Source organism: Pristimantibacillus sp. Z349TD_6 (assembly GCF_056173205.1).
Window position 1 is genome coordinate 1531069 of record NZ_CM149662.1, and the last position, 21109, is coordinate 1552177.

The window sequence follows — 21109 nt, forward strand, 5'->3', positions numbered from 1 at the left end:
ATTGCTATATCAACGATGATAGAAGACTCAGGAGGGATTTTTTTTATGACACATAAACCATTTGTCAGAGTAGTCAGCATGCTGCTCGCAGTGGTGCTGCTTACATCGATTTATCCTGTTTATCCAAGCAAGTCGGGGCAGCAAATATTCGCTCAGGAATCGGCTGACACAGAGGTGGAAGAGCCTACAGTAACAAGCTCCTCCTACGATCTAGAGTCTTTGGCTGTTGCCGGTGCTGCTGATAAGTTCTCCGATTATGGATGGGAGAAAATAGAATCGAACATTAAGCCTAGCCCGCGTATGGGGGCTGCTATGGCATTTGATGAAAAGAACGGAAAGGTCATTATGTTCGGTGGCGAAGGCACTTCCGGGCTGCTGAAGGATAACTTCCTGTGGGACGGCGAAACCAAGCAATGGCAAAAGCTCGCTGACTCGAGTGTGCCAAGTGGCCTTACTGCCCGTAAAGGAGCGGCAATAACCTATGATCCTAACCTAGAGCGCGTCGTGATGTTCGGAGGCGAGGGTGCTTCAGGCGTCTTGAACGATATTTGGGTGTGGCATGGTGAGGTATTGCAGTGGAAACCATTGCTCATTCCAGCTCCGTCGGCACGTGCTGGCGCTCAGTTTGCTTATGATGGACAAAACTTGGTGCTGTTCGGCGGTTATACGCTGTCTGGAGCTACTAAAAACAGATTAGCTGATACTTGGATTTTTAACGGAACAAGCTGGGAACAGCGGACACCTGCCCAAAGCCCTCCGGCCACTTATTCGGGCTCGATGGCTTATGACGGGCAGTATGCCGTGCTTTATGGCGGTAATATTGGTGATGAAATTCGCGGTACAGCCTATCAAATCAGTTCGAATACGCTATGGGTATGGGACGGAACGACATGGAATGACAGCGCTCCAAAGGTTGAAGCGCAGGACTGGGGCCGCTGGGGGCAAGCGATGGCCTACGATGGACGGAGAGTCGTCTTCTATGGTGGTGAGTTCGATTGGATTAACCCGAGCACTAGTGCGGTTACGCCAAACAAAAAACGCCCTATCGCAAATCCGCAGGATGATCAAGGGAAGAAGGCTGCTTTCGGCTGGGACGGGAGCGCTTGGTCGGTATGGTCTGGCAAAAGCAAAGGGCCGGGCGGCGGCATAGAGGGCGGTCCAGGCTCAGGCAGCTATATGAGCATGGCGTATGATGGCTATAACTTTGTCGTATTCGGCGGAAACCATGAATGGGGAGGACTAACGAATGAGACGTTTACATTCGGCAATCCTTTGCCTACCTTGCCGATCGTAAGCATAACGGGATCACCAACGATATTGATGGACAAGAACAACAAAGCGAATGATCTAGCAAGGTTCTCTGCTAATGTGAAAGGCAAAGCGCTCAGCGAAATTGGGATAGAATACCGTGAAGCGGGTCAAACCACATGGCAGAAGAAGGCACATTTGTCGGCTGAGGCTGGTGCGGTCACCATTGATCTTAACGGCTTGAAGTGGCAGGTCGACTACGAAGCACGCGTGTATGCGACAAATGTTGTGGGGACGGCATACAGCGCAGTTTCTACTTTCAAGTTTTTTGAGGACCCGGCTATGGTGGTTCCAGACCTGCGTTATGACCGTGCTTCACCATCGGTGCTGCATACGAAGGATAAGAAGAGGCTGGTCGTCGTCGGAGAGGGCATCACCAATTTGTGGAGAAAGCCAGCTTCAAATATTCATTATTCACTCAAAAGCCAAGGCGGGCAGTTGTATCCGTTGACGCCAAACGTTCGCAATAATCAGGAGCTTGAGCTGACTTGGACGGATGAATTGCCAGATGGCAAATATGATTTGGAGCTTAATCACGATTTTTACGATGATTTTGTTCTCTCAAGCGCTTTGCTTATTACTTCAACCGGCGTATATGAGCCGCGCGATTATAATGAAATTATCATTCCTAGCACAGATTCGGACAATGAAGATATTAGTCAAATGGCGATTAGAGGGCCGTTCACGGAGAATCCCTCGGAGCTTGGTATATATAAGCTAAACAATATGAATCAAGTGGTCATGCTGAATGAATATATTAAATTTAAAGGAACGAGCCTGACGATTGATAAGACGGGTGTAGATACGTATGTAACGGGTGTCGGACGGCTTTATGTTGAAAAAGCTGGCATTATGTATACGTTGTTCCTTGGCTCCTTTGAGTTTAATTCAGCTGAGTTCGTTATCGAACTTGCTGGTGATATGCAATCTGATTATTTGAGCTTGAATTTGCCGATTACATTGAAGAAAATTACTTTTATAGCTGGCGGGGTAAGGCTCGGCGGGGATATTAAAGTAGATTTCAGTGCAGGAACGACCAAAATTAAAGGCGAATCGGAAATTGAAGCGTTAGAGTTCAAGCGCGAACGGTTCGATTTTGCGGGTAAATTCAGTATTGCTGGCGAGTTTGAGGCAGGTCCGCTCGAGGGTGCTGAGCTCAACTTTCGGCTTGATACACGCATTCCGCTCTATGGTGCGGGAGGCTCCTTCGATTTGCGCAAGCAGAAGGTTGGATTTGAAGCGGATATTCAGTTCAAACGCGGGAAGCTTGATGCGCTTAGCTTTGGCGTTCGCCGCAAAATCAAGCTTGGCTCGACGGGGGCACAGCTCACTCGTCTTGGCGGCGGGTTTTCGAATCTAGCGAGCCAGAGCGAAGTACCGTTTACGTTGAAAGCGTTTGGCGGTGCATCAGATGTCATTGCGCCTGAGATCAAAGGCTACAATATGGTGAACGGCAACAATTTGAGCGTAGGATTATCGCGTTATCATTTTGAAGCATCCGGAGAGCTGGCTGTTTACTGGGTTCCGGTTGCGAATTTGGATTTTCTGACGATTTGGAATGCAGCGGGCTTTAAAGAGTACAGCAGTGCAGGCTTCCGATTGGATGCGAACTTGAATCTGGTAGACGTTGTGGTCGGTCAGCTGTTCGCGCAATATTTTGCAAACAGCGGTTATGCAGGTTTTGTTAGTGCACGCATAAAAATACCGAACTGGGTGTCGGTTATCGGCGGCAAAAGCTTTGGCGGCATTGATGTCGGCGTAAACAATCGTGAGATTTTTGGATCGGTTGGTTCAGGCTGGTTCGGTGGTTCTGCCAAATATATGTTTGCTCCGAACAGCTTCGACTTCAGCCTTGGCGCGAGCAAGGATATGAAGAGAGAAATTGAGAGAATGAAAAGAAATATGGTTAAGCCGCCGAGCGCTCGCTCGATGCCATTGCTAAACAGCAGTGCTTTGCTGTTCACAAGCGCATTCGCGGATACTTCTTTTACACCTCTTACGAATCCTTTGCTCACAGAGGATAAAGGTTACATGCTGAAGCTTCAGAAGGATGTGCTGCAGCAGGGTGAGATAGGCGTAGATACGGCTGCAAGCGGACGTATTTTATTGGGACAGTTTACGGCTGCATTGCGTGAGAATTCACCGCAAGCCAGCTTTACGAAGCAGGATCAGATTCAATACACATTGCAGGCAGATCATAGCTTCAAAGCGCTGCTAGTGCTGGATGGCAAGCAGGAAGATCTTTCAATCATTCGTCCGGATGAAAGCGTGGCATCGCTCAAGTTCCCTGAGACGGAAAAGGCTGGTAATGGTGCTATTTCTGCCGTATATCGTGAAGATGAGGATAAAACGTATATCCGTTTGCAACTAACAGCGAATGAAGATTGGAAGCTGGCTGCATCGCAGTCTTTGCAAGTGGAATTGTACGAGCTTACATTTCTAAATGAATCGCTCAGTCTTACTGAGCTGGCAGCACGATGGGCGGCAGCGCCTGAATTGAAGCTTACAGCAATAGATATGATGGAGCGCGGCTTGAAGCTGGTAGAGCTTGACCAGCCTAAAGGCGCTGTGAAATTGTACAAGCCAGATGGCCGTGAATATGGTCTGGAATCAGATTCACTTAAATCAGGCTGGAATCATTATGTCGATCCACTAAGCGGCAAGCTTTACCTGTTGATCGATGTAGCTCAGCCGGGCGAATGGCTGCTTGAAGCAGGACAGAAAACGCCGGCTAAGGTATTTGCTCTTGGAGAGCATACCACGACTCGGGAGCTGAAAGACTGGATAACAAGCGGTGAGCTTCGTACTGAAGTCAACCTAAAAAGCGGTCAGACCTTGCTTGAAATCGATCAGGCGAATGAGTCTGCGGTACTGTATCGCCCAGATGGCTCGCTATTTCCGCTGCAAACGGATCGCAGCGAATCAAACTGGAATGCATATTATGAGGCTGATAAACAAAAATGGACGATTTTGGTGCAAGCGGAGGAAGAGGAAGCGGGTCTTTGGACCGTTCGCGGCAAACAATTCGTGACCATACGTGCCTTCCGCAGTGATGAGCAATACGACAGCTTAATTCCGTTTTTCTCAAATGGAACAGCAGAGTACACGACGAGTTTACAAATCGATAAGCCAGGCAGATATATGTTTATGTTAACGGGTGGTTCTCGCAATACCCAAATTATTGCACCGGATAACAAAGCCATTCCGGTTGTTTTTGAGGACGAGAATGCCAAAAATTACAATGCGGTGCTGCAAGCAGCAGCTGCAGCGGAAGATCAGGAAGCCGATAGATACGGCGATATGACATTTACATCGAATCTGCCTTTTGTTGCAGAGGCGGATATGCTTTATGTCGCTGCTGATATTGAACAAACAGGAAAATGGGAGATTCGCTCCTCCCTGCCTATTCAAGCAAGCATGTATGAGCTCGATCCTGTAACTGAAATTAGCGAATTTAGTGCAGTTCCAGAGACAGAAGGCACGAATCGCTTCAAAGTAAAATGGAACGTGGACCATGCCAAGCAGGGAACCAAAGTAAGCTTAATGGTAACCGATCAATCCAATAAGGCAATCGGGCCGATTATTTTGAAGGATCTTCCTGCATCAGGCATTCAAACGATTGACATTCCGGATGAATTTATGCCGGGTCAATACTGGTTGTCTATGGTGGCGGAAGGTGAAGAAATTGCACCGCTGTTTGCGGTAACGTCTGAGCCTGTACAGCTGACTGCTGAAGTCATGCTGCCTCAGCCGAAGCAGCTTGCGATTACTTCAACTGGAAACGGCGAGCTTACGCTGCGTTTTCCTTCCATTAAGGCCGAGGGACTAGAATATTACCAGTTGACGGTCAGCTATAAGGATGATGAAGGCAAAACTGTAACGGATACATTCGGAGCAGATCCTATGGCCGGAGATTGGCAGGACGTCATTATATCTGGATACAAGCCGGAGAGCAGCTACACCATCAATGCGATGGCGGTTGGCGAGCAAAATGGCAAAGTGGTCGTTAGTCCTGTGTCAGCTAATGTAGAGGCGTTCTTGCCTAATCCGAAACGGGCAAAACTAAACGTTGCTTTTAATACTTTCGGTGCTAAGCAGAAGACCAGCACATACAAAAGCTATGATGAGCAAGAGGAGATTATGGTTAACACAGCTGCGGAAGAGGTTAGTGTAGAGCTGACTAGTGATCAAGCAGCAAAGGTTAATCTTTACGTAAACGGGGAATTGCTGCAGTCCAAGGATACCGAAGCCAGTGCTGTCGTATCGTTCAATCTGAATGAATTGCTTCTAGGCAAAGAAACAAATGAGCCGCTAGAGCAGCTTGATTATACGATTGAAATTGAAGCGATTAACGAGCGCGGCGATTACAGCTCTGATTATAGGAAATTGTACGTAGACCGTACGGAGCCATTCTTGTATGTGGCAGGCAAGCAGAACGAGAATCTTGTTCGTGAGCCTCTCAATGGGCAGGTCGTATATGGCAGCCGTATCCCTATGGTTGGTCAAACGGAAATAGGCGCTTTGCTGACCGTTGATGGACGAGCTGTTCCAGTGAACGCAGAAGGGAAATTTAATTATTTTGCTCCGATTGTGTGGGATGAAGCTGGCCTTCATACTGTCATTGTTGAAGTAGAAGATGAAGTCGGCAATCGAGTCGAATATCGATTTGATGTGGTGCAGGGAACAGAGACCGAGGAGCAGTCCAAGGTGAAGCCTTCTGATCTAGCGGCGTTAGAGCTGGACAAGGGCGTTCTATCACAACCATTCCATCCGGATCTGACAGGTAGATATGAGTCGATTGTAGAAGAAGGCAAGGTCCGATTATATGCTGTTGCTGCTGCAATAGATTCTGTTGTAACAGTGAACAATGTGCCGTTGAACGCACAGGGCTACGCAGAGCTTGAGGCTCCGATTGGCAATGGCATAACTACAGCGCAGGTGAAGGTATCGGGAGCAGATACAAGCGAAAAGACATACGTGATTGAATTGAGAAGCAAGCCGTCGGAAGTCGCTGTTCTGAAGAGCCTCACGATGCGGGCAGGGACAGAGGAGCTGCTGACAGAACCAGCATTTAATGGAGCGGACACCGCTTATAGCGTGTATGTCGAAAATAATACGAATGAGGTAAATGTTGCGGCTGAGGCCTATAAGCAAGGATCTACGATCCGTGTAAATGGCGAGCAGCTTGGTGAAGCTGGAATTTCTGTGCCGGTACAGGTGGGAGAGACCCATGTAGCCGTTCAGGTTATTGCGCCAAATGGACAAGAGAATAAAACCTATAATGTTAAGGTTATTCGTGCGAAGGACAGCAATGCGCAATTGAAGGAGCTAACGGTAAGCGGAGGAGTGCTAACGAGAGATTTTGCTGGAAATGAGATGGATTACCAGATCATAGCGCCTTCCGATTCTGCGGCTCTAAGCATCGCTGTAGAAGCAGCTAGTCCGAGTGCAGTCATTCGTATAGCAGATAGCGAAGTTGACCTCGGCAGCGGAGGAACGCATGTTGTTCCTTTGCGCAGCGGAATTCAACCTGTTCAACTGGATGTAACAGCAGAGGATGGTACTGTTGCGACTTACAAGCTTGCTGTTATCAAGCAATCAGCTTCTGCAGCAGCAGCGCCATCGTTATCAGAGCTATCTATCTCTGGAATAGACTTGCTGCCGGCATTCTCTGCGAGCAGGCTCAGCTATAAGCTGAAGTCAGAGATCGAAGACGCGAATGTGACTGTGCTTGCCAACACCTCAAATTCTGATTCTATACTGACCATAAATGGTAGGCCAGTTGAGAAAGGCGTGCATCAGACTGTAAGTTTAAAGGTGGGTACAAATCTAATTGTGATTGGAATTGAGTCTGCTGACCGCAGCAGCTCAAGACAATATTCGATTGAAATCGTTCGGAAACCAACGTATGCAACGCCGGATCGATTAGCGACTGTCGCATCTGGGGATTCAAATGCTGCAATAGCAAATGTAACCATTACTAGAACGGTTGCTAGAGATGGCAGCAAAATAGATACGGTTAATATTCCGCTTGCTAAGGCGGAGGAAATTGTTTCACAGATGAAATTGCAGAAGCAGAATGCGGCTCGCATCGTTATTACGAATCTACTTAATAATCCGAGCGATGAGATTAAGCTGAATGTTCCGTCAAAAGCAGTTGCCGCATTAGCCGAGAGCGGAATTAGTCTTATCATCTCAACGCCAACAGCAGAATTGACGTTATCGCCAGTGACGATTCGTCATATCAAGGAAACGGGTATTGAGCTTTATCTCCGTTTTGTACCGATTCGCGAACAAGCGAAGCAAAAGCAAATTTATGACAGGCTGCTTGGCGAAGAGAAGCTTAAGAAGCAGTTGGGCGGCAGGGATGCTGAACTGCTAGGCCAGCCTACTGCAATTGAAACGAACTATAAGGATAGTGTTACTCGCATCGTACTGCCGATAGCTGGTCTTGAGATTGCAAAGGACAGTGCAGCTGCGAAGGAGCTTGAGGCGCAATTAGCGGTTTACATTGAGCACAGCGATGGAGAAAAGGTGCTCCAGCCAGGAACACTTCAATATGATGCAAAAGGAATCGTGAACGGTATGGCATTTGATGTTGCTAAATTCAGCAATTTTGCTGTCGTTCGGCTTATGAAGGACAAACTTTATGAGCCTTATGTAACGGGGTATCCGGATGGAACCTTCCGTCCAAGTAAAACGATTACTCGTGCGGAGCTTGCAGTCATACTTGCCAAAGAGCTTAAGAAAAACGCCAGCCTGCTGGAAGAAACTGCGCCTAATGCTAATGAAACGGAGCTGCCTGAGTTTAGCGATGTCGTCTCCGACCACTGGGCAAAAGAAGCGATTACGCTGCTCAGAAATCATGGTATTATGAATGGTGACGAGCAAGGCAAATTTAGACCGGGCGACGGAGTCTCTCGTTCAGAGATAGCGGTTATCGCGGCTCGTTGGAACAAGCTGTCCCTAAGCGGTACTGGCAAGGTGGATTTTACAGACTTAACGGGACACTGGGCATCAAATGAAGTTGCTGCTGTTGCAGAGGCAGGGTTTATGAAGGGATATCCGGATCATACCTTCCGTCCGAATGGCTTGCTGCTTCGCGGAGAAGCGGTTCGTGTACTCAACGCAATCTTCAACCGTCCAGTGCCGCAGGAAACTGTCAGCTCTAGCTGGCCGGATGTCGCGCCAAAACACTGGGCTATGTTAGATATTGAAGCGGCTTCTAGATATGTGCAGAAGCTGCCAGATGGACAAGTTCGAGTCGTAAAAATGAAATAATACTAGGTCATACCGATAGCAGAAGGCTCACTGAGAAATAACAATGGAAGGAGGAGAGCATGGATCAATGCTAAAGGTAATATTAGTGGATGATGAGGAGCCGGCATTGATACATCTGGAACGATTGCTGAGGGCAGATGGCCGGGTTCAAGTTGTGGGCAAGTATACCTCTGCTATGGAGGGACTTGACCACCTTGCTCGCAGTTATGCCGATATCGCGTTTCTTGATATCGGCATGCCCGAGATGAACGGCCTTGAAGCAGCTGAACGTATACAGGAGTTGTACCCTGCAATACGAATCGTTTATGTAACCGCCTATTCAGCGTATGCTGTTGAAGCATTTGAGCTGCATGCGCTGGATTATTTATTGAAGCCGGTCGATTCTGCGAGAATTGGAAAAACGATAGATCGTATTGAGGAATATGCGAAGCTTTTGAACAATCAAGCACAAAGCTTCGAAGCTCTAGCAGAACGAAATGAGCTTTCAGTGCGATGCTTTAAACGGCTTGAGCTTGTAGGCGGGGCTGCTTTAAACGGCAAGGTGAAGTGGCGAACGAAAAAGGCGCAGGAGCTCTTTGCTTATTTCCTTCATTTGGAGGGGGCTTGGGTTACGAGAGAGCGGCTTATTGAAACGCTTTGGCGGGAATATGAGCTGGACAAGGCGGTTACCTATCTTCATCATTCCGTTTCACGCATTAGATGGCTTCTGCGTGAGTGGGGAGTTTCTTTCACGGTAGAGTATCAAGGTGAGAGCTACCGACTCCCGTATGCTGCCATTCGTACCGATGTAGCTGAGTTTGAGGAGACAGTAGCTGAGCTCCCTTATCAGTTTCAGGATAACTGGAGTCGGTATGAGCATGCGATTTCTCTTTATAAAGGCGATTATTTGGAGGATCATAATTATGCGTGGGCAGAGACCAAAAGAATAAATTTGCAGCATCGTTATTTTCGGCTGGTTAGCAGTATGGCAAGATACGAACTGGAGGAAGGCCGTGCTCAGTCGGCTATCCAGAGACTGACGACTGCTCAGATCAGCTTCCCATACTCAGATGAAATTTGCAGATTGCTTCTTGCAGGTTATGCTCAGATAGGGGATACGGAATTGCTTAACCGCTGCTACGAAACCTATGCGCAATTATTATTGCAGGAGCTAGGAGTCATTCCTGAGAGGCAAACGACGGATTTATATCATCAATTATCCCAGTAAGACGTGAATTTAGGCAAGGAGGCAACGATGGGATGAGAAAGCAATGGTGGACGATAGTTGTATTTTTCCTTATCGTTGTAGCTTTTCCGGTAAACGAGTTTTTTTATAATCAATCCATTGAGAAGAGTGCACCTCATTCAAGCGCTGGCATGCTGGATTTACGGGAATGGAATTTCGAATCAGAAGGACTTGTCGCGCTGAATGGTCAATGGGAATTTTATCGTGGACAGCTGCTGCTGCCAGAGCAGTTCGCAGATCCAGCTATTTCTCCTTATAAGAGGCCTGAACTAACAGGCCTCTTTCCTGTGCCAGCGGAGTGGAACAGCTATATAGCGGAGGACGGCAACCCGCAGGGAGCGGGATTCGGTACTTACAGGCTGAGAGTGGAGTTAAACAACACAGCAGAAACGCATTACGGAATACGAACGACAAATATCCGCATGGCTAACCGGATATTTATAAATGGACAGGAAGTGGGAGCAAGCGGAGTACCTGGTGTCTCAGATAAAGAAGATATCGCATCGAATATCCCTTATGTTGGATTTGTATCCGTAGATAGATCCTATGTTGAAATTATCGTACAAGTATCCAATTTCAACTATGCTTCGGGCGGCATCATCTATCCAATTTGGTTTGGCTATGAGGCTGATATTCGCAAGAGCCGCGACATCGCGTTGTTTGGTGAATTTATGAACATCAGCGGGTTTGCATTGTTTTCTATGTTTTTCCTTCTTTTGTTCTACATGCGCAGAAAAGAGCGCTCGTTGCTGTATTTGGCTTTATTTTGCTTAGCGCTGCTGCTCTATGTATGTACTCATGGGGAGAAGCTGATTGCACTGGTCATGCCTCAGCTTAGCTACGATTGGATCATGAAGCTGCAGAACATTTCTTCAGCATTCGGTTATTATTTTTTATTGCAATATGTGAACGTGTCGGTACCAAGAGCTGTTAACAAGCTTGTGTGGCGGGCAAGCAATATTGCAACGATTATCGTCATTATTGCAGCATTCATGCTGCCGACGATGCTTTATTCACAGTGGTTTTTGAAGGGAATAGGCCTTTCAGTATTTACTTTTGGAGTTGTGCTTTACACCCTTGTCAAAGGGGTTATGCGCCGATCGCGGGACGCCTATTTTTTGCTTTTGAGTGCGATAACCATTTTGGTATTTATAATCGTCAGTGTCATGCAAGTATTTGGTCTATTGGAAAATCATTTTTTCATTTCGTTTGAGCTGCTTATCTTGGTCATTGTTCAAGTAATCATGCTAGCTCGACGTTTCTCTCATACCTTTAATGAGGTGGAAGAGCTCTCTCGCAAGCTGTTGACCTTGGACGAATTAAAGGATGAATTTATGGCGAATACATCGCATGAGCTTCGAACGCCGCTGCATGGTATTGTAAATATCGCAGAATCCTTGCTTGAGGGTGTAGCGGGGACGCCAAACACCGATCAGGCTAGACAGCTCTCTATGATTGTATCGACAGGTAGAAGATTGAATTATCTGATTCATGATATTTTAGATTTTTCCACCTTGCGAAATGGACAGCTTACACTGAATCGGCAAGCTGTTGATTTATCAGCAGCAGCCCAATCCGTAGTCGAGGTCATTGGGCATTTAGCCGATAAAAAAGGGGTAAGCCTGACGCAGGATTGGCCGCAGCAGATGCCGCTGCTCGATACTGATGAGGAGCGACTGCGTCAAATTTTATTTAATTTGCTTGGCAATGCGGTGAAATTTACACATCAGGGTGAAATTCGAATCTATGCGGAAGTCGTGGATTCATGGGTGAAAATCAGCGTTACAGATACTGGAATCGGCATCGCGGCAGATCGTTTAGACGATATTTTCAAGGCGTTTAATAGCGTTTCCACTGTAGATCTACAATCGGGCTATAGTGGCACCGGTATCGGGTTGAACATTACGAAGAGACTCGTGGAACTGAATGGCGGGTATATCGAAGCAAATTCACAGATAGGTATAGGTTCAACGTTTTCATTTACACTTCCTTCAGCTGCGCTGTCTGCTATTTCTGAGGTTGCTGCTGGTAAAAGCGGCAGAGCAGCGATTCAACCAGCATTAGCGCTCAATAAAACATTTCAAGCAGCGATGAATGGGAATGAAGTGATAGAAGATACACATTCATTCACTGTGTTAGTAGTAGATGATGATCCCGTAAACCTGCAAGTATTAATAAATGTATTGTCTATGGAAAATTATACGGTCATTGCGGTTGACAGCGGGGCTGAAGCGCTGGAGGTACTGTCCAGCGAGCGACGGATTGATCTCGTGATAACAGACTGGATGATGCCAGCGATGTCGGGGCTAGAGCTTTGCCGTAGGATCAGGGAACGATACTCGTTGTCTGAACTGCCTGTACTTATGCTGACCGCAAGAAAATTGGCAGGCGATATTCAAACGGGCTTTAGTGCTGGAATCAATGATTTTTTAACAAAACCTGTTGACGGTATTGTACTGCGTGCTCGCGTACGAACTTTGCTTGAGCTTAGACAGTCTGTTCAAGCGGCTATTCGATCGGAACTGGCTTTTCTGCAGGCACAAATTAAACCTCATTTTTTGTACAATGCACTCAATACGATTATTTCGATATGTCCTGACGATCCGGATAAGGCTACAGAATTGTTATTGAATTTAAGCCGATATTTACGCAGCAGCTTCGATTTCCAGAATCGTCAGCAGATCGTCAGCTTGGAGAAGGAGCTTGAGCTTGTTCAGTCTTATGTCAAATTAGAGCAAGCGCGGTTTGGCAAACGATTGAATGTTGTCTATGAGGTGGATAAACAGCTGCGAGGATTTATTCCGCCGCTCAGCATTCAGCCGATTGTAGAAAATGCAGTTAGGCATGGCGTCATGCAAAAGGCTGCTGGGGGCAAGATCGTATTACGTATTTATGAGGCAGAGGAGAAGCTAATTATTTCAGTTTCGGATAATGGAGTTGGCATCAAGCAAAGTGATCTCAGTACGCTATTGCTTGGGCAACGGCAGTTGTCAGGCGTTGGCTTAACCAATATTCATCGCAGACTGCTCTCTTTGTACGGAAATGGTCTTGGTATTTCAAGCGAAACAGGAGAAGGAACGACGGTGACCTTTGAGGTTCCGCAGATACAAATAGATATGAGCAAGACTTCATAAAGTTTGATTGAATCGATGAAGAGAGAGGCGCTTAGGTGAGTAAGAGTTTGAACCTAAGTGCTTTTTTTTCTTGAAAAAAAATGCTTGGAGAAAACATCAGATTATTGATTGATTTTGTATGAAATAAAACGACATTTTATGTCGAAAAAAAGAGGATTTTATTCTATGTTGTCGAATATCAAATTAGTTATAACACTGACATTTTTTGGTGAAAGGAAGGTTGGGAGGAAATTTCAACTGGATAGCATTTCATAGAGACGAGTCGGAATTTCAGTTCATTTTCTAGAAAGGAGATTGTTAGACATTTTTTTAGTTGAGTCGAAGCTATATCAAAAGGCACATATTATAAAAATCTAATTTGGAGTTGAATTTATGTATAAGCGTATTCGTTTTTTTCGCGCTCCTTTACTCGTTATTCTTAGCTTTCTCGTCGTTTTTTCTCAAATCGTTTGGTTCTCATCAAGAACATATGGAGCTGGATCGAGCTGGAATACATTAAATAATCCTATCAATAATACGAGCAACCAGTTTTTAGGAATGGGCTATGGCAATGGCGTTTATGTTGCAGTAGGAAGTAACGGTCTGATTGCTACATCTTCGGATGCTGCAAAGTGGACAACAAGAAGTACGAATAGTACTCAAAACTTAAATGAAGTGGATTATGGAAACAACGTCTATGTTGCAGCTGGTGCAGGAGGTACGATTTTATATTCTGCTGATGCTGTTACATGGAATGCAGCAGCATCCAACACGTCGAATCAGTTATTTTCTGTGAAATTTTTAAATGGTTCATTTTGGGCAGTTGGAGCATCCGGCATTATTTTGAAATCAAGTGATGGACAGTCGTGGACATCCATTGCATCTGGAATTTCCAACGATTTGTACAATATCTCCTATGGAAACAGTAAGTATGTCTTGGGCGATGCAAACGGTAAAATTTATTATTCGGCCACTGGAAATCCATCAACATGGGGCGGTGGACAGCAGCTTAACAGTACATATTATAGTTCAATAAACTTTATAGGATTTTTAAATAATCATTTTTACGCTTTTGATTCCAGTCCGATATTTGCAAGCTACAGATCTTCAGATGCCGTTACCTGGACAAGTACTCCTTTAGCTTGGCAGGCTTTTGCAGGTGCATATGGCAATGGCGTGTATGTTTTGTATAGCAATGCGAATACAGCCTTCACTTCTACGGACGGGGTGAGCTGGACTGAACGGACAACAAACTATGGAAACACGATGCAGGCTATTACATTTGGCAATGGAAAATTTGTCGCTGCAGGCAATAGCGGCTCTATCATGTATTCGCTTGATGGTATCGAATGGACAACGGTAACACCAAACATCACAGATACGGTCTATAACAATGGTCTTTATGTTGCTGTAGGCTATAACAATTCGGCTACGATTGGCGGCACCATTTTTACTTCCACTGATCGAGTGAATTGGACAAGCCGGATAACGCCTACTGCAAATGGATTTTCAAGTATTGCATACGGCAACGGCACTTATGTAGCAGTTGGTTCGGGCGGTACGATCTATGTATCAAGTAATGCAACCAATTGGAATTTGGCAGCCTCTAATACGACAAGCAACTTACAAGGAGTCCAATTTGTAAATAATCGGTTTATTGCTGTAGGAAACAGCGGAACGATTTTAACATCTAGCGACGGAACGGCGTGGACACCAGCTGCAATTACTGCAGGTCCGGCCATCTCGACTGTTCTTTACTCTGTTGCTTATGGGAATGGAACATATGTTGCTGTAGGTCAAGGGTCCAGAATGGCATATTCAACAGACGGATTGAATTGGACTGCTTCCTCTTTAACAGGTTCATCCTTCATTTTTAGAAACGTTGTTTATGCAAATAATCTATTTGTTGCTGTAGGAGCCAGTGGCAAAATATTTACCTCGTCAGATGGCGCCAGCTCAAACTGGACTAGTCAAGATAGTACAGCTACTGGTCTCTTAACAGGGATCGCATACGGAGCTGGACAGTTTATGGTTTCAGGTATTGGAGGGAAAATTGTATCTTCTCCGGATGGAGCAAGCTGGACTTCAGAAGCAACTAATGTAGCAGCTTTTCTTACAAATGTGGTTTATGACGGCAGTCGGTTTCTTTCACTTGGATATAATTTTACGACTATAGAGGCTGCTGCCGTAGTTCCTTCACCACCTTTAATTGTTGGGAATCCTAGCAATGCAACGATTAATGAAGGCGGGAACGCTACCTTCACGGTTGCTGCGTCTAATACGAACTCTTATCAATGGCAGGTAAATACGGGTGCTGGATTTTCAAATATTGTTAATAGTTCAACGTATAGTGGAGCAACTGCGTCAACGTTAACTATAACGGGTGCGACAGTGGGAATGAATGGATACCAGTACCGAGTCATCGCTACGGGCAGCACAGCGCCTTCGGCAATCTCAACTAGTGCAACGTTAACGATAAAAGCACCATCGATTGCTTCGACTATTATGTTTAAATCGAATGCTGGTATTGCTGGCAACGCAACCGTTGTGTCAGATGGGCAGGGCGGATCAGATGATATACCGGGCTTTTCGCTAGATTTTTCGGCAAAGGCTGCTGTAGATCCAAGTGAAAATCTTATACTCACTTATGAACGACCTTATACGCAAACAGGCGGCTTATCTGCTGGTTATGCGGATAGTGAATCCCAAAGATTATGGTCCATAAAGAGTCGCAATTCGTCTCAGAACTTCTCTTTAGAGTCTATTTATTTAGAGAATTCTGGCGGTGGCGATGTAAAAATCGGTGCATTTAATGATGGAGTTCAAGTTGGAGGATGGGTTAATCTATCCATTAATAAAGAACCATGGGTATTTACTTTCGACAGTTCTAACGCTCTAACTAATATTTTTGACAACATTGATGAGATTCAAATTGTTCCTCAAGGAACCGATATGTGGATTTCAATTAATAATGTTCAAATTGGTGACCCGATTGCAGCAGTGCCAACTCCTTCGATTACAAGCAATCCAAGCAATGCAACGATTAATGAGGGTGACAACGCTACCTTCACGGTTGCTGCATCTTATGCGAGTTCGTATCAATGGCAGGTGAATGATGGTGCAGGATTCACAAATATTATTGATAATACCGATTACACTGGAGCAACAACTGCGACTTTAGTTATAAAAGGCGCAAAAGCGGGAATGAGCGGATACCAATATCGCGTAGTCGCTTCGGGTAGTACTACGCCTGCGGCAACCTCGAATAGTGCAACGTTGACAGTAATTCCTATGAATGTACCTTTGACAAACTTTGCTAGTACGAGCAAGACCGGAACATCGGCGACATTTACATGGAGCGCAGCAACGGGCGCAACCGGCTTGAAAATTGAGCAATCGCCAACTGGCGCAAATACATGGTCAACAGCGACAACTGGAACACTTGCGGCCAATGCAACAACAGCAACGGTAACAAGTTTGTCCGCCGCAACGGGATATGATTTCCGCCTTGTTGTAACTGGCGGAGCGAATGCTGGCAACTCGAATGTAGTGAATGTGACTACTAATTCAGTTGCGTTAATAGACTTTGCTAGTACGAGCAAGACCGGAACATCGGCGACATTTACATGGAGCGCAGCAACGGGCGCAACCGGCTTGAAGATTGAGCAATCGCCAACTGGCGCAAATACATGGTCAACAGCAACAACAGGTGTGCTTGCGACCAATGCAACAACAGCAACGGTAACAGGTTTGTCGGCTGCAGCGGGATATGACTTCCGTCTTGTTGTAACTGGCGGAGCAAATGCTGGCAACTCGAATGTAGTGAATGTGACTACTAATTCAGTTGCGTTGATAGACTTTGCTAGTACGAGCAAGACCGGAACATCGGCGACATTTACATGGAGCGCAGCAACGGGCGCAACCGGCTTGAAAATTGAGCAATCGCCAACTGGCGCAAATACATGGTCAACAGCGACAACAGGAACACTTGCGGCCAATGCAACAACAGCAACGGTAACAAGTTTGTCCGCCGCAACGGGATATGATTTCCGCCTTGTTGTAACTGGCGGAGCGAATGCTGGCAACTCGAATGTGGTGAATGTGACTACTAATTCAGTTGCGTTAATAGACTTTGCAAATACGAGCAAGACCGGAACATCGGCGACATTTACATGGAGCGCAGCGACGGGTGCAACCGGCTTGAAAATTGAGCAATCGCCAACTGGTACAAACACATGGACAACAGCGGCAACAGGAGCGCTTGCGACCAATGCAACAACAGCGACGGTAACAGGCTTGTCCGCTGCAACGGGATATGATTTCCGCCTTGTTGTAACTGGCGGAGCGAATGCTGGCAACTCGAATGTGGTGAATGTGACTACTAATTCAGTTGCGTTAATAGACTTTGCTAGTACGAGCAAGACCGGAACATCGGCGACATTTACATGGAGCGCAGCAACGGGCGCAACCGGCTTGAAAATTGAGCAATCCCCGGCAGGAGCAAATACATGGTCAACTGCGGTAACAGGCGCGCTTGCGACCAATGCAACAACAGCAACGGTAACAAGTTTGTCCGCCGCAACGGGATATGATTTCCGCCTTGTTGTAACTGGCGGAGCGAATGCTGGCAACTCGAATGTGGTGAATGTGACTACTAATTCAGTTGCGTTAATAGACTTTGCTAGTACGAGCAAGACCGGAACATCGGCGACATTTACATGGAGCGCAGCAACGGGCGCAACCGGTTTGAAAATTGAGAAATCACCATCAGGAGCAAACACATGGACAACAGCGACAACTGGAGCACTTGCGACCAATGCAACAACAGCGACAGTAACAGGCTTGTCGGCAGCGACAGGATATGACTTCCGCCTAGTTGTAACAGGTGGAGCAAATGCAGGCGACTCAAACGTAGTAACGGTGACGACAAATCCAATCGCACTAACAGACTTCGCGGGTGCAAGCAAAACGGGAACAAGCGCAACATTCACATGGAGCGCAGCAACAAATGCAACAAACATTAAAGTGGAACAATCACCAACAGGTACAAACACGTGGACAACAGCGACAACAGGTGCGATTGCCACAAATGCAACAACAGCGACAGTAACAGGCTTGTCGGCAGCGACAGGATATGACTTCCGCCTAGTTGTAACAGGTGGAGCAAATGCAGGCGACTCAAACGTAGTAACGGTGACGACAAATCCAATCGCACTAACAGACTTCGCGGGTGCAAGCAAAACGGGAACAAGCGCAACATTCACATGGAGCGCAGCAACGAATGCAACAAACATTAAAGTGGAACAATCACCAACAGGTACAAACACGTGGACAACAGCGACAACAGGTGCGATTGCCACAAATGCAACAACAGCAACAGTAACAGGCTTGTCGGCAGCGACAGGCTACGACTTCCGCCTAGTTGTAACAGGCGGAGCAAATGCTGGCGACTCTAACGTAGTAACGGTGACGACAAACCCGATAGTACTTACAGACTTCGCGAGTGCAAGTAAAACGGGAACAAGCGCAACATTCACATGGAGCGCAGCAACAAATGCAACAAACATTAAAGTGGAACAATCACCAACAGGTGCAAATACTTGGACAACAGCGACAACAGGTGCGATTGCCACAAATGCAACAACAGCAACAGTAACAGGCTTGTCAGCAGCGACAGGTTATGACTTCCGTCTAGTAGTTACAGGCGGAGCAAATGCTGGCGACTCTAACGTAGTAACGGTGACGACAAATCCAATCGCACTAACAGACTTCGCGAGTGCGAGCAAAACGGGAACAAGCGCAACATTCACATGGAGCGCAGCAACAAATGCAACAAACATTAAAGTGGAACAATCACCAACAGGTACAAACACGTGGACAACAGCGACAACTGGCGCTATTTCCACGAATGCAACAACAGCAACAGTAACAGACTTGTCGGCAGCGACAGGATATGACTTCCGCCTAGTTGTAACAGGTGGAGCAAATGCAGGCGACTCAAACGTAGTAACGGTGACGACAAATCCAATCGCACTAACAGACTTCGCGGGTGCAAGCAAAACGGGAACAAGCGCAACATTCACATGGAGCGCAGCAACGAATGCAACAAACATTAAAGTGGAACAATCACCAACAGGTACAAACACGTGGACAACAGCGACAACAGGTGCGATTGCCACAAATGCAACAACAGCAACAGTAACAGGCTTGTCGGCAGCGACAGGATATGACTTCCGCCTAGTTGTAACAGGTGGAGCAAATGCAGGCGACTCAAATGTAGTGACGGTGACGACAAACCCGATCGCACTAACAGACTTCGCAAGTGCAAGCAAAACGGGAACAAGCGCAACGTTCACATGGAGCGCAGCAACAAATGCAACAAGCATAAAAGTGGAGCAATCGCCAACTGGCGCAAACACATGGACAACAGCGACAACAGGTGCTCTTTCCACAAATGCAACAACAGCAACGGTAACAGGCTTGTCGGCAGCGACAGGCTACGACTTCCGCCTAGTTGTAACAGGTGGAGCAAATGCAGGCGACTCAAACGTAGTAACGGTGACGACAAATCCAATCGCACTAACAGACTTCGCGGGTGCAAGCAAAACGGGAACAAGCGCAACATTCACATGGAGCGCAGCAACGAATGCAACAAACATTAAAGTGGAACAATCACCAACAGGTACAAACACGTGGACAACAGCGACAACAGGTGCGATTGCCACAAATGCAACAACAGCAACAGTAACAGGTTTGTCCTCCGCAACGGGTTATGACTTCCGCCTAGTTGTAACAGGTGGAGCAAATGCAGGCGACTCGAATATCGTGACGGTAACAACTTATTCGATTGAACCTTCACAGCCAAACCCGCCAAAAACGGACGAAACCGATGTTGAAGTGCTGGTGAACGGTAAAATTGAATACGCAGGTAAAGCGACTACAGCAATTGTGAATAATCAAAAGGTGACAACCATTATCGTGGATCCGAATAAGCTTAAGAACAGATTGGAGTCTGAGGGTCAGCATGCTGTCATTACGATTCCGTTAAAAGGCAGCTCAGATGTTTATACTTCACAGATAAATGGGCAGATCATTTCTGATTTGGAACAAAAGCAAGCTACATTAGTCCTTCAACATGAACAATTTACGTATACGATACCTGCTTCACAGATCAGCATTGATGCACTCTCTAAGCTTTTTGGGAAAAAATTAAATCTTCAAGACCTCAAGCTCGAGATAGAGATTGCCAAGCCATTAGCAGATACCATAAAAATGGTGGAAAGTGCAGCAGTTAAAGGCCAGTTTGAGATGGTTGTTCAACCTCTTAATTTTACAGTGCGAGCTTCGTATGATGGAAAAACGATTGAAGTTTCTAAATTCGATGCGTATGTAGAAAGAATGATAGCTATTCCAAATGGTATTGATTCTAACCGAATAACGACAGGGATTGTGGTTGAACCAAATGGATCTGTTCGTCATGTTCCAACTAGACTTATTGTTAAGAATGAAAAGTATTTTGCCGTAGTGAACAGCTTAACGAACAGCACGTATACCATCGTCTGGCATCCACTTGCATTTAAGGATGTAGAGCGGCATTGGGCAAAAGAAGCTGTGAATGATATGGGTTCACGAATGGTAATAACGGGTGTTGGCAATGAAATGTTTAATCCAAATAAATCGATTACTCGTGCGGAGTTTGCTGCTATTATCGTTCGGGGATTAGGTTTGAAATTGGAGACAAGTTCATCGTCATTCTCGGATGTGAACAAAAATGAATGGTATAGCAGCTATATTCAAACCGCATTTGCAAATGGTCTTATTAACGGATATGAAGATGGAACCTTCCGTCCTATGGACAAAATAACGAGAGAGCAAGCCATGGCGATCATTGCAAAAGCAATGAAAATCACCGGCTTGAAACCGAATGTTGCAGCGAGTGAAGCTGGAGAATTGCTGCTTCCTTATAAAGATGCGAATGCCGCATCCGAGTGGGCGAAGAGCAGCATCCTCGATTGCTTGCAAGTGGAGATCTTCTCAGGCAGAAGCAGTTCTGTGCTTGCTCCTAAAGATGAAATCACGAGAGCAGAAGTAGCTGTGATCATCCAAAGACTTCTCCAAAAATCTAATTTGATTTAAAAGACTAAATACTAAAGGGTTATCTTACAAAGGTGAATACACCATT

General features: G+C 46.1%; 4 protein-coding genes. All 4 read left to right on the forward strand.

Annotation, left to right across the window (positions count from 1 at the left end):
• Positions 1–45: 45 nt before the first annotated feature.
• Complete coding sequence (locus AC0VYE_RS06570) at positions 46–8589, forward strand: cadherin-like beta sandwich domain-containing protein (RefSeq protein WP_475446851.1); 8544 nt, start codon at positions 46–48, stop codon at positions 8587–8589.
• 67 nt (positions 8590–8656) lie between these two features.
• Entirely contained in the window at positions 8657–9796 is a 1140-nt protein-coding gene (locus AC0VYE_RS06575; protein ID WP_076269784.1) for a response regulator, read from the forward strand.
• 32 nt (positions 9797–9828) lie between these two features.
• A complete protein-coding gene (locus AC0VYE_RS06580) occupies positions 9829–12948 on the forward strand; it encodes an ATP-binding protein (protein ID WP_475446853.1) in 3120 nt (1039 codons plus the stop codon).
• Between the two features lie 372 nt (positions 12949–13320).
• Positions 13321–21063 carry an S-layer homology domain-containing protein gene (locus AC0VYE_RS06585; protein WP_475446855.1) on the forward strand — a complete coding sequence of 2581 codons (7743 nt, stop codon included), beginning with the start codon at positions 13321–13323 and terminating at the stop codon, positions 21061–21063.
• Positions 21064–21109: the final 46 nt, after the last annotated feature.

What these genes read in the sequence shown, in the direction of transcription:
- AC0VYE_RS06570 (WP_475446851.1), top strand. Translation starts at nt 46, where the DNA reads ATGACACATAAACCATTTGTCAGAGTAGTCAGCATGCTGCTCGCAGTG.
- AC0VYE_RS06575 (WP_076269784.1), top strand. Translation starts at nt 8,657, where the DNA reads ATGCTAAAGGTAATATTAGTGGATGATGAGGAGCCGGCATTGATACAT.
- AC0VYE_RS06580 (WP_475446853.1), top strand. Translation starts at nt 9,829, where the DNA reads ATGAGAAAGCAATGGTGGACGATAGTTGTATTTTTCCTTATCGTTGTA.
- AC0VYE_RS06585 (WP_475446855.1), top strand. Translation starts at nt 13,321, where the DNA reads ATGTATAAGCGTATTCGTTTTTTTCGCGCTCCTTTACTCGTTATTCTT.